This window comes from Azospirillum aestuarii, from assembly GCF_016632405.1.
In the GTDB taxonomy this organism is placed as follows: Bacteria; Pseudomonadota; Alphaproteobacteria; order Azospirillales; family Azospirillaceae; genus Azospirillum; species Azospirillum aestuarii.
On sequence record NZ_JAEPIV010000001.1, the window covers coordinates 929,232 to 947,033 of the forward strand.

The following is a 17,802-nucleotide window of genomic DNA, read 5'->3' on the forward strand; positions in this document are numbered from 1 at the left end:
CTGGTGGCGGGACGGCTCCGTGTCGGCCATCGTTCATCGGCGCACCTTCGCCGGAATTGCGCGACGACGGAGCCATTCAGGAGTCATCCGTCACGTCATGAACCCCGGCCCCGGCCAAGAGTTCCCGACGCCCGGCGACGGACCTGCCGGGTTGACGCGCGACGCGCATGGGGAGAGGCCCGCGGTCGGACAGTGGAAGGGAGCGGTCCGGGACGTCCTGTCCCGGCGATCGTGCTTACGGAAATGGCCCTTTACGCCACGCCCTTTTCCTTCAGGAAGGGACCATACTTCTTGTCGGTACCCTGGATGTGCTTGATCAGCCAGTTCTTCAGGAAGTTCATCACCTCCATGCTCAGCGTGGCGGTGGCGCCCGCGTGGTACTTGCGCTGCACCTCCAGCACCTGATTGGCCAGCGCGTCGTGTTCCGCCTTGTGGGCGTCGCGGTCCGGATAGCCGAGGCGGGCGAAATGCTCCTCCTCATGGGTGAAGTGCGACTTGGTGTAGGCGACGAGGCTGTCGAGGATGCCGCCCAGCGCCTCCTTGCTGCGCCCGGCCTGAACGGCGTCGAACAGCTCGTTGACCAGGGCGACCAGTTGCTTGTGCTCCTCGTCGAACTGCGCGATCCCGACGCTCAGCTTGTCGTTCCACACCATCAGCGGCATTTCGTTCCGTCCCTCGCGCTGGACCCAACCTCACCGGCCGAAGAAAACCCCAGCCCGCGAAAGGGTAACGTCTTCCGCATGGCGCTTCAACGGTCGGCGAACCAACGCCGGGAACCAAAGCCGGGAACCAAAGCCGGGAACCAATCCCGCAGGCACCTGTTCGACAGACGTTTCCGGCAGAAAGGAACATTTCATGAACACGAAACGCGACAACAAGCGTGAGAATCACCCCCAGCCCCATCGCGGAGATGCACCGAATCCTGGGAGCAACCCGAAAACCTCGGACGCCGGAGGTGCCGAGCACTCCAACCGCGAGAAGGACCCGGACGATTGGACCACGGGCGACGAGCCGATGACCGGCGCGCAGGCCTCGTACCTGAAGACGCTCAGCGAGGAGGCCGGCGAATCCTTCGACGGAGAGTTGACGAAGGCCGAAGCCTCCAAACGCATCGACGCCCTTCAGGACAAAACCGGCCGCGGTGCCTGACGATACCACCGAACACCGCGGCCATTTATCCTCAGGTCATGTCCTCGGCGAAGTGGCAGGCGACCAGCCGCTCGTCCACCGGACGCAGGGCGGGCACCTCTGTCGCGCAACGCTCCGTCGCGTAGGGGCAGCGCTTGTGGAAGGGACAGCCCGGCGGCGGGTTCAGCGGCGAGGGCAGTTCGCCTTTCGGGATCACCCGCTCAGCCCGCAACGCCGGGTTCACCCGCGGTGTGGCGGCCATCAGGATGCGGGTGTAGGGGTGGCGCGGCCGGCTGTAGACCACGTCCTTCGGCCCATGCTCCACCGGACGGCCCAGATACATCACCATGACTGCGTCGGCGATGTGCCGGACCACGCTGAGGTCGTGGGAAATGAACAGGTAGGCGAGGTTCAGCTCCTCCTGAAGATCCATCATCAGGTTGAGCACCTGCGCCTGGATCGACACGTCGAGAGCCGACACCGGCTCGTCCGCCACCACCACCCGCGGGTTCAGCATCAGCGCGCGCGCGATGGCGATGCGCTGGCGCTGGCCGCCGGAGAACATGTGCGGGTAGCGGTCCACCTGATCGGGGCGCAGCCCGACCTTCGCCATCATGGCGACGGCCCGCTCCCGCCGCTCCTGCTTGCCCATCGGGGTGTTGATGACCAGCGGCTCCGACAGGATGGACCCCACGGTCTTGCGGGGGTTCAGCGAGCCGTAGGGGTTCTGGAACACCATCTGGACGGTGCGCCGCAGCTCTTTCATCTCCGACGCGGTGCGCCCGACCACGTCGCGCCCGTCATAGAGAAGCTGCCCCGACGACGGCGGCTCGATCATCGTGACGGAGCGCGCCAGCGTGGACTTGCCGCAGCCGGACTCGCCGACCACCGCCAGCGTCTTCCCGGCTTCGAGCTGGAAGGACACGCCGTCCAGCGCCTTGACGGTGGCCGCCGGCTTGAAGGCGCCGCGTTTGACCGCGTAGTGCTTGCGCAGGTGGATGGCTTCCAGGACCACCGGACCGGTCGCCGGCATGACTTCGGTGAGAATGTCGGACATCACAGGACCTCCCCGGCGCCGACCGGAGCATCAGCGAGCGGATAGAAGCAGCGCGCCTTGCCGGCGTCCACGTCGAACAGGGCCGGCCGCTCGATGCGGCAGCGGTCGGTGGCGAAGCGGCAGCGCGGGTTGAACAGGCAGCCCTGCGGCCGGTCGCCGATGCCCGGCACGACGCCGGGAATCGTCGGCAGCCGGCGCTTGCCCAGCGCCCGCTCCGGCAGCGCGTCGAGCAGCGCGCCGGTGTAGGGGTGGCGCGGCGCCTTGAACAGGGCGTCCACCGGGCGCGTCTCGGCGACCTGCCCGGCGTACATGACGACCACCCGCTGCGCCGTCTCCGCCACCACGCCCATGTCGTGGGTGATCAGGATCAGGGCCATGCCCCGCTCCTTCTGGAGGCGGACCAGTAGGTCGAGGATCTGCTTCTGGATGGTCACGTCCAGCGCCGTCGTCGGCTCGTCCGCGACCAGCAGGCGCGGGTTGCAGGCGATGGCAATGGCGATCATCACGCGCTGGTTCATGCCGCCGGACAGCTGGTGCGGGAAGGCCGACAGGCGGCTTTCCGGGGCCGGGATGCCGACCTGCTCCAGCAGTTCGATGGCGCGGTTGCGCAGCGCCTTGCCGGACAGCCCCTCATGCACCTTCAGCGTCTCCATGATCTGGAAACCGACGGTGAAGCAGGGGTTCAGGCTGGTCATCGGCTCCTGGAAGACCATGGCCACGTCCTTGCCGGTGATCTTCCGGCGCTGCGACGGGCTCATCGCCAGCAGGTCCTTGCCGCCGAAGTGCATGCGGTCGGCGACCACCGTGCCGTTGGAGCCGAGCAGGCCCATCACGGCGAGCGAGGTCACGGACTTGCCGGACCCGGACTCGCCGACGATGCCCACAACCTCGCCCTCGTCCACGGTGAGGTCGATCCCGTCCACGGCGCGGAAGGTCCCGGCGCGCGTGGTGAACTCGACGGACAGGTTCTTGATGTCGAGAAGAGGCATGGCAGGCATCAGCGTTTCAGCTTGGGGTCGAGCGCGTCGCGCAGCCCGTCGCCCAGCAGGTTGAAGGCCAGCACCGTCACCAGGATGGCCACACCGGGCCATGTGACGACCCAGGGGGCGCGCTGGAGGAACTGGAGGGAGGAGGCGAGCATGGTGCCCCACTCCGGAGTCGGCGGTTGCGCGCCGAGGCCGAGGAAGCCCAGCGCCGCGGCGTCCAAGATCGCCGTAGAGAAGCCCAGCGTCGCCTGGACGATCAGCGGCGCCACGCAGTTCGGCAGGATCACCACCAGCATCAGCCGCAGCGGCCCGGCCCCCGCCACGCGGGAGGCGATCACGTAGTCCTTGTTCGTCTCCGCCATCACGGCGGCGCGGGTCAGGCGGGCGTAGTGCGGGATGACCACGATGGACACGGCCAGCATGGCGTTGACCAGCCCCGGCCCGAGGATCGCCGCCACCACCACGGCCAGCAGCAGGCTGGGCAGCGACAGCAGGATGTCCATGAAGCGCATGACCAGCGCGTCGGTGACGCCGCCGAAGAAGCCGGCGATCATGCCGAGCGCCAGCCCGACCGCCAGTGACAGCGTGACGACGATCAGGCCGATCATCATCGACAGCCGCGCCCCGAAAATCAGGCGCGACAGCATGTCGCGCCCGATGTCGTCGGTGCCGAGAAGGAAGGCCCAGCGCCCGCCCTCCTGCCAGACCGGCGGCACCAGGATGGCGTCGCGGTACTGGATGTTGGGATCGTGCGGCGCCACCAACTCGGCGAACAGCGCCACAACGGCGATCAGCAGGATCACGGCGAGGCCGGCCATGGCCCCCTTGTTCTGCCGGAAATGGTACCAGAACTCGACCAGCGGGTGCGGCGGCTGGGAAACCGGCGGGGAAGCGGCCGGAAGGGTCTCCGGAACGCCCGTCGTCGTAGGGTTCGTCATGGCTCACCTCACCGCGAATGGCGGATGCGCGGGTTCAGGACGCCGTAGAGAACGTCCACCAGCAGATTCACGGTCATCACCGTCGTCGCTATCAGCAGCACCCCGCCCTGGAGCGCCGGGTAGTCGCGGCGGTTGATGCTCTCGATCAGCCACTTGCCCACGCCGGGCCAGGAGAAGATGGTTTCGGTCAGGATCGCGCCGCCGAGCAGCGTGCCCACCTGGAGGCCGATCACGGTGACCACGGGGATCAGCGCGTTGCGCAGCGCGTGCAGACCGATCACCCGCTTGCCCGCCAGCCCCTTGGCCTTCGCGGTGCGGATATAGTCCTCGCCCAGCACCTCCAGCATGGCGGAGCGCGTCATGCGCGCCACGACGGCCAGCGGAACGGTGCCGAGAACGATCATCGGCAGGATGAGGTGGTGCAGCGCCGACCAGAAAGCCCCGTATTCGCCGGCCATCAGCGTGTCGATCAGCATGAAGCCGGTCACCGGCTCCACGTAATAGAGCAGGTCGAGCCGCCCGGACACCGGCGTCCAGCCCAGCCCCACCGAGAAGAACAGGATGAGCAGCAGGCCCCACCAGAAGATCGGCATGGAATAGCCGGTCAGGCTGATGCCCATCACGCCGTGGTCGAAGATCGAGCCGCGCCGCACCGCCGCGATGATTCCCGCGGGCAGGCCGACCACCGTGGCGAACAGCATGGCCAGCGCCGCCAGTTCCAGCGTCGCCGGGAACAGCGTCACGAATTCGCTGAACACCGAATTGCGCGTCACCAGCGACACGCCGAGGTCGCCCTGGAGGACGCCGCCGATGTAGTCGAGGAACTGGTGCCACAGCGGGCGGTCCAGCCCCAGTTCGTGCCGCAGTTCGAGAAGCCGTTCGGGGGGGATTCCGCGCTCGCCGACGCGCACCTCGATGGGGTCGCCGGGAACAAGGCGGATCAGAAGGAAGGTCAGGAAGGTGACGCCGAGAAAGGTCGGAATCACCAGGCTCACCCGCGTCAGGATGAAGCGTAGCATCGGATCGTCACCGGGGGCTCGAAACGAAAGCAAGGGGGCCGCGGCCCCCTTTTACCTCTGCATCCGCAAAGGGAAGCCGGGGGTTTAATGCCCCGGCCACCGCTTTGTAAAGCCGCTTGCTACGCTGAGATTATTGTTTCAAATCGACGCCGTAGAAGCGATGGATGCCGAACGGGTCCATCTTGTAATCGACCACATTCTTGCTCACCGCCATGTGGACGACCGAGTGCGCGACGGTCAGCCACGGGGCCTCTTCCTTGAAGATGACCTGCGCCTGCTCGTACAGCTTGGTGCGGGCGGCGATGTCGGTGGTGCGCTTGGCCTGCACGACGAGGTCGTCGAACTCCTTGTAGCACCACTTGGCGATGTTCGACCCGCCCGGACGCGCGGCCTCGCAGCCGAGCAGGACGTGCAGGAAGTTGTCCGGGTCGCCGTTGTCGCCGGTCCAGCCCAGCATGCCCATCTGGTGCTCGCCGGCCTGGAGGCGCTTGCGGTACTCGCCCCACTCGTACTGCACGACCTTGGCCTTGATGCCGACCTTGGCGAGGTCCGCCTGCATCATCTCGGCCATGCGCTTGGCGTTGGGATTGTAGGGACGCTGCACCGGCATGGCCCACAGGTCGGTCTCGAAGCCGTCCGGGAACCCGGCCTCGGCCAGCAGCTTCTTCGCGCGCTCCGGATCGTAGGGGTAGTCCTCGATCTCCTTGTTGTACGACCACATGGTCGGCGGGATCGGGTTCTTCGCCGGAACGCCGGCCCCCTGGTACACCGCGTCGACCACGGCCTTCTTGTCGATGGCCATGTTCAGCGCGCGGCGGACGCGCACGTCGTCGAAGGGCTTCTTGGTGACGTTGAAGGCCAGATAGCCGACGTTCAGGCCCTCCTGCTCCATCAGATTGATGGCGGCGTCCTTCTTCATCGCCTCCAGATCGGCCGGGTTCGGGTACGGCACGATGTGGCACTCGCCGGCCTTCAGCTTGGCGTAGCGGACCGCGGCGTCGGGCGTGATGGCGAAGACGAGGTTGTCGAGCGGCGCCTTGCCACCCCAATACTGCTCGAACGCCTTGTAGCGGATGACCGCGTCCTTCTGGTAGGCGACGAACTGGAACGGGCCGGTGCCGATCGGCGCCTGATCGATCTTGTCGATCTGGTTCTTCTTCTGAAGGGCGTCGGCGTACTCGGCGGACTGGATGGCCGCGAAGGGCATCGCCAGGTTGGCGATGAAGGGCGCCTCGACCTTGTTGAGCGTGAACTTGACCGTGTAGTCGTCGATCTTCTCGATCGACTTCAGCAGGTCGGGCATCGCCATGTCGTTGAAGTAGTCATAGGCGCCGCCGGACACCTTGTGGAAGGGGTGATCCTTCTTCCACTGACGATTGAACGACCACAGCACGTCGTCCGCGTTGGCGTCGCGGGTCGGCTTGAAGTCGTTGCTGCTGTGCCACTTCGCGCCCTTGCGCAGGTGGAACGTGTAGGTCAGCCCGTCCTCCGACACCTCCCACGTCTCGGCGAGGCCGGGGACGACCTTGGTGCCGCCGCGCTCGAACTGCACGAGGTTGTTGTACACGGGCAGCGAGACGTCGAAGCTCGTTCCGGTCGTGTTGACCATCGGGTTGAAGTTTTCAGGGCTGCCCTCGGAGCAATAGACGAGGGTCTTGGCGGCCTGGGCCGGCGCAGCAAGCGCCAAGGTGGCGGCAACGCCGAGCCCGGCACCCAGCAGGATGCGCTTCATTCCTAACAACCTCCCGTGTTCGGTCGAATGGCCGCCCGTTCTCTCCGGCGGCCGGTGATGCGGGTTCATTTGGCGCGTGGCCGAATCGTCTGTCAACACGCAACCAAGCGGCATCACGCAAGCTCTACGGTCGGTGTCAGGCCAAGCGGAATTTCAGGCGCGGCCCGATCTCCGTGAAGCCCTCGCGCCGGTAGAATCGCAGGGAATCCGGCCACTCCGCGGCGGACGGCGCCCCCACCTCCACGCGCGTCCAGCGATGGGCGCGGCCATGGTCGAGAACGGCCCGGATCAGCACCCGCCCCACCCCCGCGGAGCGCGACTCCGGTTTCACGTACAATTCCCGGATCGTCCCGAACCGGCCCAGCGCGGAGACGCAGGCCCCCTCCGAAATGGTCGCGACGCCGAGCGGGCGTCCCGCCCGGTCCTCGGCCAGGAAGACCGTGTAGGACTCGCTGCCGCTCAGCAGGGATTCGGCGACGGCCAGCATGACGGCCCGCGGCGTGTCGCTCTGCCCGGCGGTCAGTTCGGACAGCAAAGCGGCCACCAGGCCGGTAACCGCGCCCGCGTCGGCAAGACCGGCCTTTCGCACACGAACGTCGCCCATCACCGGCCCTCCCCTGACCTTTTGTTGTGGTTCAGCAAGCCTCCGCTTCGATGGTCAGGCTGTCCAGGAGAAAGCTGCCGTCCTCCAGGATGTCGAAGTGGCGGCGCACCTCGTCGGAAGCGAGGTCCTGCAGGGCGCGGATGGCCTGGGCGCGCAGATCCGGGGTGGAGGTGCGGGCGGTCCAGACGACAAACTCCATGCGCAGGCGGCGCGGCGTCAGGCTGGTCACCGCGAAGCCGGCGCGCGACAGTGCGGCCATCCATTCCGCGGCGCTGTAGTTGCGGACGTGCGAGGTGTCGCGCAGCAGTTCCACGGCCTGGAGATGGGTGTCCAGCAGCGGATGCCCCGGCGACACGATGTCCACGAAGACCGCCCGCCCGCCGGGGGCCAGCACCCGCCGCGCCTCGCGCAGGCCGGCCTCGGCGTTCAGCCAGTGATGGGCGCTGAAGCGGCTCAGCACCACGTCGAAATGACCGTCCGGGAAGGGCAGACGCTCGGCGGGGGCCTGGGTGGTGGTGATGTTGGTCAGGCCGCGCTCCGCCGCGTTGCGGGCCACCGCCTCCAGCATCGGGGCGGTGACGTCCACCGCCACCACCTCGGCGGCGTGGGGGGCGGCACGGTAGGCGACATGGCCGCCGCCGCAGCCGAGATCCAGCACGCGGCCGGCGTTCCTGCCGCGCAGCGCGTCCTCGATCTGGTCCAGGTCGGCGCCGGAGGCGTGGACGGCGCTGGTCACATAGGCGTCGGCGCGCTGGCCGTACTGTGCGGCGACGACGCCGTGGTGGCTGTTGGTCATGGCGGCGATTCCCGTTCGTGCTTGTTGGGGCGGACTCGTCTCGAAGCCCCAGCATCGGCCGTCCGGCAAACTGGTACAAGGCAAGCGCTTATCCTGGTATAAGCGCTGCCACCATGAGTTCCGACGACGATGCCCGGCACCGGCTGGGCGCCTTCCTGCGCGCCCACCGGGAGCGGCTGACCCCGGCGGAGGCCGGCATCCCTCAGACCGGCTCCGCCCGCCGCCGCACGCCCGGCCTGCGCCGCGAGGAGGCCGCCCAGCTCTGCGGCCTCAGCCCGACCTGGTACACCTGGCTGGAACAGGGGCGCGAGGTCTCCGTCTCCCCGCAGGCGCTGGCGCGCATCGCCGGGGCGCTGCGGCTGACCGCGGCGGAGCGCGCCTATCTGTTCGAGCTGTCGCGCAAGCGCGATCCCGACGCCGACGCGACGGAGGGGCCGGACCAGCCGCCCGCCCCGCTGCTGGCGGCGCTGGAGGTTGTAGCGGCACCGGCCTATCTGCTCGACCGCGTGTGGAACGCCCGCGGCTGGAACGGCCCCGCGGCCCATCTCTTTTCCGGCTGGCTGGGCGGGGCGGAGCGCAATCTGCTGCGCTACGTCTTCCTCGACCCGAGCGCGCGGGAATTCATCGCCGGCTGGGAGGATCGCGCCCGCCGGCTGCTCGCCGAGTTCCGCGCCGACACCGCCCGCCGCGCCGGGGATGCGGAGGTGACCACGCTGGTCGACGGCCTGCGCGCGGCCTCGCCCCGCTTCGCCCGGCTGTGGCAGGACCAGGGCGTGCTGGAGCGGGAGGGCGGCACCCGAGGCTTCACCCATCCCCTGGACGGGACGCTGGTCTACGAACAAGTGACGTTGTGCCCCGCCGGACGATCCGACTACAAGCTGGTGATGCTGCTGGGGCCGCAGGCTCCGTAAGACGCCCACCGATTTCCCCGGACGCCCCATGGACCGCCAGCCGCGCAACGCCGTCTTCACAGCTTATGCCCTGTATCTTCTCTCCTCGGCCTTCTTCGCCTCCAACGTGGTGATCGGGCGGGCCGCGGCCTCCATCGTGCCGCCGGTCGGTCTGGCCTTCTGGCGCTGGGTGCTGGCCTTCCTCATCATCCTGCCGCTGGCCCTGCCCGGCCTGATCCAGCACCGCCACGTTCTGCGCGCCTCGTGGAAGCGCTTCCTTCTGCTGGGCGCGCTGGCTCAGGGCATCTGCGGCGCCGTCGTCTACATGGGGCTGGAGCGCACCAGTGCCACCAACGCCGCGCTGATCTACGCGACCAGCCCGGTCATCATCCTGATGATCGCCGCCCTCTGGCTGCGCGAAAAGGTGACGCCGCGGCAGGCTGTGGGAATCGCCGTCGCGATGGCCGGCGTGCTGGTGATCCTGACCCGCGGCGACGCGCAGGCGCTGCTCCATCTGTCCTTCAACGCCGGCGATCTGCTGATCCTGGTGGGGTCGGCGGCTTGGGCGGTCTACACGGTGCTGCTGCGCCAGACGCGCGGCTCGCTGCCGGTGGTGACGGTGTTCGCGGCGAACGCGCTGGCCGGTGTCGTCGTGCTCGCCCCCTTCTACCTGTGGGAGTCGCTGGCCCTGCGCCCCGTCCCGCTGAGCCTGGACGCCGCCATCCGCATCGCCGGGGTGGCGCTGTTCGCCTCCGTCCTGGCCTTCCTGACCTACCAGAAGACGATCAACCTGATGGGGCCGGCGCGGGCCGGCACCTCGCTCTACGTCATGCCGCTGTGGGCGGCGGTGGCGGCGTGGGCGCTGCTGGGGGAACAGTTGCAGATGTTCCACCTGCTGGGCGTGCTGCTGGTGCTGCCGGGGGTGGCGCTGGCGACCCTGCCGCCGCGCGCCGCCCCCGCCAAGCCCGCCCCCGCCAAGCCGGTCAGCCGATCATCGGAAGCGTGAGCCCCTGCTCCTTCGCGCAGTCCTTGGCGATGTCATAGCCGGCGTCGGCGTGGCGCATCACGCCGGTGCCCGGATCGTTGGTCAACACCCGCTCCAGCCGCTTGGCCGCGGCGTCCGTACCGTCGGCGACGATGACCATGCCGGAATGCTGGCTGAAGCCCATGCCGACGCCGCCGCCATGGTGCAGCGACACCCAGGTCGCCCCCGAGGCGCAATTCAGCAGCGCGTTCAGCAACGGCCAGTCGGAGACCGCGTCAGACCCGTCGATCATCCCCTCCGTCTCGCGGTTCGGGCTGGCGACGGAGCCGCTGTCGAGATGGTCGCGCCCGATGACGATGGGGGCCTTCAGCTCGCCCTTCGCCACCATCTCATTGAAGGCGAGGCCGAGCCGTGCCCGGTCGCCCAGCCCCACCCAGCAGATGCGCGCCGGCAGGCCCTGGAAGCGGATGCGCTCGCGCGCCATGTCCAGCCAGTTGTGCAGGTGAGGGTTGTCGGGCATCAGCTCCTTCACCTTGGCGTCGGTGCGGTAGATGTCCTCCGGATCGCCAGAGAGGGCGGCCCAGCGGAAGGGGCCGATGCCGCGACAGAACAGCGGCCGGATATAGGCCGGGACGAAACCGGGGAAGGCGAAGGCGTCGGCCACACCCTCGTCCTTGGCGACCTGACGGATGTTGTTGCCGTAGTCCAGCGTCGGCACGCCCATGGCGTGGAAGTCCAGCATGGCGCGGACGTGCGTCGCCATCGAGGCCTTGGCTGCCGCGACCACCGCCGCCGGGACGGTGCGGCGCTTCGTCTCGGCCTCCTCCATCGTCCAGCCGGCGGGCAGATAGCCGTTCAGCGGGTCGTGGGCGCTGGTCTGGTCGGTCACCGCGTCGGGGCGGAAGCGCGGGTCAGCCTTGGCACGGCGCACCAGTTCCGGGAACACCTCCGCCGCGTTGCCGAGCAGACCGACCGATACCGCCTTGCCGGCGGCCTGGGCCTCCCACAGGATCGCCATGGCCTCGTCGAGGCTGGTGGCGGAGCGGTCGAGATACTTGGTCTCCAGCCGCCGCTCGATGCTGCGGGCGGAGCATTCAACGGCCAGCATCGACGCCCCGGCCATGGTCGCGGCCAGCGGCTGCGCGCCGCCCATGCCGCCCAGCCCGCCGGTCAGAATCCAGCGGCCCTTCAGGTCGCCGCCGTAATGCCGCCGCCCGACCTCGACGAAGGTCTCGTAGGTGCCCTGCACGATGCCCTGGCTGCCGATGTAGATCCAGGACCCGGCGGTCATCTGGCCGTACATCATCAGGCCCTTGGCATCCAGCTCCCGGAAATGGTCCCAGGTCGCCCAGTGCGGCACGAGGTTGGAGTTGGCGATCAGCACGCGCGGCGCGTCGGCATGGGTGCGGAAGACGCCGACCGGCTTGCCCGACTGGACCAGCAGCGTCTCGTCCTCGTTCAGGGTCTTCAGCGACGCCACGATGGCGTCGAAACAGTCCCAGTTCCGCGCCGCCCGCCCGATGCCGCCATAGACCACCAGCTCGTCCGGGTTCTCCGCGACGTCGGGGTCGAGGTTGTTCATCAACATGCGCAGCGGCGCCTCGGTCAGCCAGGACTTGGCGGACAGTTCCGTGCCGTGCGGCGCCCGGATGACGCGGCGGTTGGCCGACTGTTCCGCCGGCGGCTTGGTGTCGGACATGTGACTCGCCCCTCTCGAATTTTGCTTGATGCGTTTGTTGTTTTCAGACGGGAACAGTGCCGCCGCAATCGAAGTCCCCTCCCCCCTCTGGGGAGAGGGCTATTGGCCGGCTGCCCGCGTTGCCCCGATGATATCTTACCCCTGGAGCGAATTCACCAGCCGGCCGCCCCGCACCACCGCGGCACAAGGGTTGGCGCCCAGCCAGTAGCAAAGCTCCGCCGGGTCGCCGACGTCCCACACCGCCAGATCGGCGGCCTTGCCGGGCTCCAGCGTGCCGTGGGAGGCGGCCATGCCCAGCGCCTGGGCGGCGTTGCGGGTGACTCCGGCCAGCGCCTCCTGCGGGGTCAGGCGGAACAGGGTGCAGGCCATGTTCAGCATCAACAGCAGCGACACGGTGGGCGAGGTGCCGGGGTTGCAGTCGGTTGACACCGCCATCGGCACGCCATGGCGCCGGAACAGGTCGATGGGCGGCAGCCTGGTCTCGCGCAGCGTGTAGAAGGCGCCGGGCAGCAGCACCGCCACCGTCCCCGCCGCGGCCATCGCCCGCGCGCCCTCCTCGCTCGTGTGCTCCACATGGTCGGCGGACAGCGCCGTGTAACGGGCGGCCAGTGCCGCCCCGCCGCCGTCCGAGAGCTGGTCGGCGTGCAGCTTCACCGGCAGGCCGAGCCGCCGCGCGGTGTCGAACACGCGGGCCGTCTGCTCCGGCGAGAAGGCGATCCGCTCGCAGAAGGCATCCACCGCATCGAGCAGCCCTTCCGCGGCCAGGGTGGGCAGAATCTCGTCGCAGACCAGCGCGATGTAGTCGTCCGCCCGTCCGGCGAATTCCGGCGGCAGCGCGTGGGCGGCCAGCCCGGTCGTCCGCACCGTAACGGGGAAACGCTCGCCCAGCGCCCGTGCCGCGCGCAACATCCGCCGCTCCGTGGCGAGGTCAAGGCCGTAGCCGGACTTCACCTCCACCACCGTCACGCCCTCAGCCAGCAGCCGTTGCAGGCGCACGGCGGCGCTGGCGATCAGGCCATCCTCGTCGGCGGCGCGGGTCGCGGCGACGGTCGAGGCGATGCCGCCCCCGGCCCGCGCGATCTCCTCGTAGGTCGCCCCTTCCAGCCGCATCTCGAACTCGCGGGCGCGGTTGCCGCCGAAGACCAGATGGGTGTGGCAGTCGATCAGCCCCGGCGTGACCCAGCGCCCGCCCAAGTCATGCTCCTCGGCGGCGCGACCGGCGGGGCGGTCCTTGGCGGCGCCGATCCAGGCGATCCGCCCGTCCTTCACGGCGATCGCCGCGTCCCGAACAGGACCCGCCGGCCCCATGGTGGCCGCATGACCGTTGAACCACAGGCTGTCCCACTCCATCATCCCCTCCCCGGCTTTGCGCCGCTTTCGGTCCTACCTTACATCGCCATGCCCGATACCGACACCACCCCAGCCCCGCGTTCCACGCATCCGGTCCTGCTCTGCGCCGATGACTACGGCCTGTCTCCGGGCGTCAACGAGGCCATCCGCGACCTCATCGCCGCCGGGCGCCTGACGGCGACCTCGGCCATGACGCTGTGCCCCTATTGGGCGGAAGGGGCCGCGCCGCTGAAAGAGTTGGCCGGCAAGGCCGACGTCGGGCTGCATTTCACCCTGACCGACCAGCCGCCGCTGGGTTCCCTGCCCAAGCTGGCGCCGGACGGAAAGCTGCCGCCGCTGGGACGGCTGATGACACTGGCCTACACCGGCGGCCTCGACCCCAAGGAAATCCGGGAGGAGCTGGCCCGGCAGATCGACGCCTTCACCGCAGCCTGGGGTGGACCGCCCGCCTACATCGACGGTCACCAGCACGTCCACCAGCTCCCCACCGTGCGCGATGCGGTCGCCGATGCCTTGGCCGCCCTGCCCGGCGCCTACGTCCGTCTGTGCGGGGAGCCGGTGGCCGCCATCCTGCGCCGCGGCGTGGCGGTGCCGAAGACCTTGCTGATCGGCGGGCTGGGCGGCGGGCTGGCGCGGCGGGCGCGGGCGCGCGGCATTCCCGCGAACGACCGCTTCGCCGGTGTCTACGACTTCTCCGGACGTCAACCCTTTCCGGAGCTGATGGCGCGGTTCCTGGATCGTCCCACCGGGCGGCTGTTGGTGATGGTCCATCCCGGCATCCCGGACGAGGCCCTGCGCCGCGCCGACCCGCTGGTGGACCAGCGCAAGGTGGAGCACGACTATCTCAAGAGCCCGGCCTTCGCCGCCCTGCTTGCCGAGCGGAACATCCGGCTCGCCCGCTTCGCCGAGTTTCCGGCGCGCTGACACCGCCTCCCGCTTCTCCGCACCCTCCGGCGGCATAGGCCCCGCCGGTCATTCTTGACCGCTCCATTTGTTCGCACCTACCATGATTGCGACGCGGTCGGATCGAGGGGGCTCTTCCTGGCGAAGAGACGAACAACACAATCCTCTCGGCAGGAAACGACCCACAAAAAGGGATGCGGGACATGCAAAACAACGGCCAGAAAAACGGCCAGAAAAACGGGATGTCGTCCGGGCCGCCGGGCGGCCAGGGTTCCAGCGGCTGGGTCGATTTCTGGAACCGTCCCAACGCCATCTACGCTAATCAGCGCAACCTAGAAGCGCATTTCGCCTGCCTGCAGAACGACCTCGACGCCCATCTTCCGGAGGGGGGGACCGTCCTGGATTTCGGCTGCGGCGACGCGCTCGCGGCGGAAGCCATGGCGAAGCGCTGCCGAAACGTCTGGCTGTACGACGCCGCCCCCGCGGTGCGGCAACGCCTGCGCGACCGGCTGTCCGGCCATCCGGGAATCCGGGTGCTCGACGACGATGACCTCGCCGCCCTGCCGACGGGCAGCGTCGATCTGGTTCTGGCGGTCTCCGTGCTGCAATACATCCCGCGCGAGGAGTTGGAAGGCGTCCTTCACCGGTGGCGCCACCTGATCGGCGCGAGGGGGCGCATCCTGATCGCCGACGTGGTCGAGCCCGACACGCCGATGCTGCGCGACATCGCCAGCCAGCTCGGCATGGCGCGCCGGCACGGCTTCCTGATGGCGGCGCTGATGGGGCTGGGGCGCATGGCGCTGTCCGACTATCGCCGCATCCGGCGGGAGGCCGGCTTTTCCACCTACACGCCGGCGGAATTGCAGGCCCGGCTGTCCGCCGCCGGGTTGCGGGGCGATCGTCTGGCGAAGAACATCGGCCCGACGCCGCACCGCCATTCCTTCGTCGCCCATTCCCATGCTCGGCCGGCGGGCGGTCAGCCGGGGGACGATCCGGAGTTGAAGGTCCAATAGCGGTTCGCGCCAAAGCTCCACAGCATCACCAGCGCCGTGGCGGTGAGCTGGGCCGGCAGGTAATGCAGGCCCAGCCGCTGCGCCAAGGCCCACATGATGGCGCTGTTCAGGCACAGCCCCACCGCCGCGACGGCGACGAACTTCGTGGCGGTGGGCAGATGTTCCTGCTCGCTGCGGAAGACATGGCCGTAGTTGAGGAGGTAGCTGATGACGCCGCCGACGAGGAAACCCGCCGCCGAGGCCAGGACCGGCGGGGCTGCCACCAACTCCGACAGGGCTATGAGCACGCCGTAATGGCCGACCGCCGCCGCGCAGCCGACCGCCGCGAAGAGCAGGAACTGTACCAGCGGTGCGTGCGCCGCCCGGCCCGTGGTCAATCCTCGTTCTCGACCCATTCCCTCTGCCGCAGCTTGTAGCGCTGGATCTTGCCGGTCTCCGTCCGCGGCAACTGTTCCAGGAACTCCACCGCGCGGGGGTACTTGTAGGGAGCGATCCGGTCCTTGACGTAGCATTGCAACCGTTCCGCCAGATCGTCGCTGGGCCGCACGCCGTCGCGGGTGACGATGAAGGCCTTGGGGATGGAGCCGCGCAGCGGATCGGGCGCCGCGATCACCGCGCACTCCTCCACCGCCTCGTGGCCGAGCAGGACGTCCTCCACCTCCAGGCCGGAAATCTTGTAGCCGGCGGAGACGATCAGGTCGTCGGTCCGCGCGTGATACCAGAAATAGCCGTCCTCATCCATGCGGAAGGCGTCGCCGGTCAGGTTCCAGCCGCCCTGCACGTAGTTCTCCTGGCGCGGGTCGTCCAGATAGATGCAGCCGGTCGGGCCGCGCACGGCCAGCCGTCCGATCTGGCCGGGGGGCAGCGGGGTCAGGCTGTCGTCGACCACGCGGGCCTCGTATCCCGGAACCACCTTGCCCGTGGCGCCCGGACGGACGGCGCCGGGCGGCGAATGCAGGACGGCGTTCAGCATCTCCGTGGTGCCGAAGCTGTCGAGGATCTCCATCCCCGTCACCGCCTGCCAGCCCTCCAGCGTCGTGGCGGGCAGCGGCTCTCCCGCCGAGACGCAGGCGCGCAGCGTGCGCAGCCCCTCGGCCAGGGCCGGGTCCTCCTCGATCCGCGCGGTCATGGCGCGGTAGACGGTCGGCACGGTGAACATCACCGTCGCCCTGTGCCGGGCGGTCATCTCCAGCAGCCGTTCCGGCGTGGCCCGGTCCAGCAGCACAACCGACGCCCCCACCCGAAGCGGGAACAGCAGCATTCCCCCCTGGCCATAGGCGAAGGCGAGCGACGGCGTGCCGCAGAACACGTCGTCGCCGCCGGTCTTCAGGAGCGATTGCGGCGACAGGTCGGCCACCGCCAGTAGATCGCGGTGGAAATGCGCGGTAGCCTTGGGCTTGCCGGTGGTGCCGGAGGTGAAGGCGATCAGCGCCACGTCGTCGGCGGCGGTGTCCACCGCAGCGAAGCCGGCGTCTGTTTCCTCCAGCCGCCCTTCCAGGTCGCCGCCATTGAAGGTCACGACGGGCATTCCCCCGCCCGTCGTTTCCGCCGCCGCGTTGATATCCTTGGCGAAGCGCGCGTCGCACAGCGCCAGCGAGACGGCGGCCCGCTCAATGATGCTTTCCAGCTCCGCCGCGCGCAGCAGCGGCATGGTCGGCACCACAACGGCGCCGGCCTTCAGCACCGCCATCCAGCAGGCGGCCAGCATCGGCGTGTTGGTCCCGCGCACCAGCACGCGGTTGCCCGGAACGATGCCGAACCGCTCGGTCAGCAGCCGCGCGATGCGGTCCACCGTGTCGCGGAAGCGGCCGTAGCTCCACACGTCGCCGTTTCCGATGACGCAGGGACGTTCGTCCCAGCCGCGCTCGCGCCAGACGTCCAGCAGGGCTGCGGCGGCGTTGAGACGCTCGGGATAGGTCAGTTCGGGGCGGTCGTAGGAAAAATCGGGCATCTGCGCCGGCGGCGGCAGCCGGTCGCGGGTGAAACTGTCGATATGACCGGACCGGATCATCCCCTGACGCCTCCGCCACGCACGGTGTTCTTGAGCTTTCCCAACAGCCCCATCAACTGGACCACGTCGCCGTGGGGCATTCCCGCCGTCAGCTCGGCCAGCCAGCGGCGTTGCGCCGCCGCGATGGCCTGCGCCAGGGCGCTGCCTTCGGGGGTGATCCGGACGAACTGCATGCGCCGGTCGTTCGACGCCGCGGCGCGCGTGACCAGCCCATCCGTGGTCAGCCGTTCTACAATGCCGGTGACGTTGCCGTTGGTGACCATCATGCGCTTCGACAGTTCTCCCATGGTCAGCCCCTCCGGCTGGCGGTCGAGCAGGCACAGCAGGTCGAAACGCGGCTGGGTGGTGCTGAACTCGTCGCGCAAACGGCTGCGCAGCCGGGCGCCGATCAGAACGGCGCACGCCGAAAGACGCAACCAGAGGCGCATCTCCGGGGAGGCGGCAAGGTCAGCCGCAGCCTCCACATCGACCGACACGTCCCCCTGCGCCCCGGCCGATGCCTCGGCCGCTGCGGTGGCGGGTCCCTTCACGGTCTGTCTCCACTCCCGGTGGGAGGCATCCGCCGCAGCGCCGCCTCCTCTTCGTTCGAAGGCTTACTGTAGTTGGACGCTCGGCCTTTGAGCCATGCAAGGAAAGAATGCTTGGTGCACAAGCAATAATCATCTGCGCAGGGATCGGGCGTTTTGCCCCA

At 68.9% G+C, this 17,802-nt stretch carries 18 protein-coding genes; 5 read left to right on the top strand and 13 right to left on the bottom strand.

The features are described from left to right. Positions 1-251: 251 nt before the first annotated feature. Positions 252-662: a bacteriohemerythrin gene (locus JJL56_RS04270; protein WP_103039172.1), complete on the bottom strand. Its 411-nt coding sequence runs from the start codon at positions 660-662 to the stop codon at positions 252-254. A 193-nt stretch (positions 663-855) separates the two neighbouring features. Here JJL56_RS04270 and JJL56_RS04275 point away from each other — a divergent pair, with 193 nt between their 5' ends. Then, positions 856-1,149, top strand: a complete 294-nt coding sequence (locus JJL56_RS04275) for a DUF3072 domain-containing protein (protein ID WP_200484264.1) — start codon at positions 856-858, stop codon at positions 1,147-1,149. A 31-nt stretch (positions 1,150-1,180) separates the two neighbouring features. Here the strand turns inward: JJL56_RS04275 and JJL56_RS04280 are convergent, their stop codons facing one another. From JJL56_RS04280 to JJL56_RS04310, 7 genes are all read right to left on the bottom strand, one after another. Next, positions 1,181-2,185 (bottom strand): peptide ABC transporter ATP-binding protein, encoded by a 1,005-nt coding sequence (locus JJL56_RS04280; protein WP_200484265.1) that lies wholly within the window; start codon positions 2,183-2,185, stop codon positions 1,181-1,183. Next, positions 2,185-3,174, bottom strand: a complete 990-nt coding sequence (locus tag JJL56_RS04285; RefSeq protein WP_145623436.1) for an ABC transporter ATP-binding protein — start codon at positions 3,172-3,174, stop codon at positions 2,185-2,187. Before JJL56_RS04285 ends, JJL56_RS04280 begins: the two co-directional genes overlap by 1 nt. Before the next feature lie 8 nt (positions 3,175-3,182). Continuing rightward, on the bottom strand, positions 3,183-4,109 hold the full coding sequence (locus JJL56_RS04290) for an ABC transporter permease subunit (protein WP_200484266.1): 927 nt from the start codon (positions 4,107-4,109) through the stop codon (positions 3,183-3,185). An 8-nt stretch (positions 4,110-4,117) separates the two neighbouring features. Then, positions 4,118-5,128 carry an ABC transporter permease subunit gene (locus JJL56_RS04295; protein WP_014198674.1) on the bottom strand — a complete coding sequence of 337 codons (1,011 nt, stop codon included), beginning with the start codon at positions 5,126-5,128 and terminating at the stop codon, positions 4,118-4,120. A 130-nt stretch (positions 5,129-5,258) separates the two neighbouring features. After that, the gene (locus JJL56_RS04300) at positions 5,259-6,860 is read right to left on the bottom strand and encodes an ABC transporter substrate-binding protein (RefSeq protein WP_145623434.1); all 1,602 of its coding nucleotides are present in this window, start codon (positions 6,858-6,860) and stop codon (positions 5,259-5,261) included. Positions 6,861-6,996: 136 nt separating this feature from the next. After that, positions 6,997-7,464: a GNAT family N-acetyltransferase gene (locus JJL56_RS04305; RefSeq protein ID WP_200484267.1), complete on the bottom strand. Its 468-nt coding sequence runs from the start codon at positions 7,462-7,464 to the stop codon at positions 6,997-6,999. Positions 7,465-7,495: 31 nt separating this feature from the next. Next, the gene (locus JJL56_RS04310) at positions 7,496-8,260 is read right to left on the bottom strand and encodes a class I SAM-dependent methyltransferase (RefSeq protein WP_200484268.1); all 765 of its coding nucleotides are present in this window, start codon (positions 8,258-8,260) and stop codon (positions 7,496-7,498) included. A gap of 113 nt (positions 8,261-8,373) precedes the next feature. Here JJL56_RS04310 and JJL56_RS04315 point away from each other — a divergent pair, with 113 nt between their 5' ends. Both JJL56_RS04315 and JJL56_RS04320 read left to right on the top strand, forming a co-directional pair. Then, positions 8,374-9,171 carry a helix-turn-helix transcriptional regulator gene (locus JJL56_RS04315; RefSeq protein WP_200484269.1) on the top strand — a complete coding sequence of 266 codons (798 nt, stop codon included), beginning with the start codon at positions 8,374-8,376 and terminating at the stop codon, positions 9,169-9,171. A gap of 28 nt (positions 9,172-9,199) precedes the next feature. Then, positions 9,200-10,156 (top strand): DMT family transporter, encoded by a 957-nt coding sequence (locus JJL56_RS04320; protein WP_200484270.1) that lies wholly within the window; start codon positions 9,200-9,202, stop codon positions 10,154-10,156. On the opposite strand, the gene hutU is transcribed toward JJL56_RS04320, so the two are convergent. Both hutU and hutI read right to left on the bottom strand, forming a co-directional pair. Further along, complete coding sequence (gene hutU / locus JJL56_RS04325; protein WP_200484271.1) at positions 10,134-11,834, bottom strand: urocanate hydratase; 1,701 nt, start codon at positions 11,832-11,834, stop codon at positions 10,134-10,136. The two genes, JJL56_RS04320 and hutU, sit on opposite strands and share 23 nt — an antisense overlap. Positions 11,835-11,969: 135 nt before the next feature. After that, the gene (gene hutI, locus JJL56_RS04330; protein WP_200484342.1) at positions 11,970-13,184 is read right to left on the bottom strand and encodes an imidazolonepropionase; all 1,215 of its coding nucleotides are present in this window, start codon (positions 13,182-13,184) and stop codon (positions 11,970-11,972) included. A gap of 48 nt (positions 13,185-13,232) precedes the next feature. On the opposite strand from hutI, the gene JJL56_RS04335 reads away from it, so the two are divergent. Next, positions 13,233-14,108: a ChbG/HpnK family deacetylase gene (locus tag JJL56_RS04335; RefSeq protein ID WP_200484272.1), complete on the top strand. Its 876-nt coding sequence runs from the start codon at positions 13,233-13,235 to the stop codon at positions 14,106-14,108. 221 nt (positions 14,109-14,329) lie between these two features. Continuing rightward, positions 14,330-15,100, top strand: coding sequence for a class I SAM-dependent methyltransferase (locus tag JJL56_RS04340; RefSeq protein WP_247890283.1), 771 nt, complete (start codon positions 14,330-14,332; stop codon positions 15,098-15,100). On the opposite strand, the gene JJL56_RS04345 is transcribed toward JJL56_RS04340, so the two are convergent. The 3 genes from JJL56_RS04345 to JJL56_RS04355 are packed head-to-tail and all read right to left on the bottom strand — an operon-like array spanning position 15,064 to position 17,641. Next, complete coding sequence (locus tag JJL56_RS04345) at positions 15,064-15,477, bottom strand: GtrA family protein (RefSeq protein ID WP_200484274.1); 414 nt, start codon at positions 15,475-15,477, stop codon at positions 15,064-15,066. The genes JJL56_RS04340 and JJL56_RS04345 overlap by 37 nt on opposite strands. After that, a complete protein-coding gene (locus JJL56_RS04350; protein ID WP_200484275.1) occupies positions 15,474-17,111 on the bottom strand; it encodes an AMP-binding protein in 1,638 nt (545 codons plus the stop codon). The genes JJL56_RS04345 and JJL56_RS04350 overlap by 4 nt, the downstream gene beginning before the upstream one ends. Then, on the bottom strand, positions 17,108-17,641 hold the full coding sequence (locus JJL56_RS04355; protein WP_145623423.1) for a MarR family winged helix-turn-helix transcriptional regulator: 534 nt from the start codon (positions 17,639-17,641) through the stop codon (positions 17,108-17,110). Before JJL56_RS04355 ends, JJL56_RS04350 begins: the two co-directional genes overlap by 4 nt. Positions 17,642-17,802 lie beyond the last annotated feature (161 nt).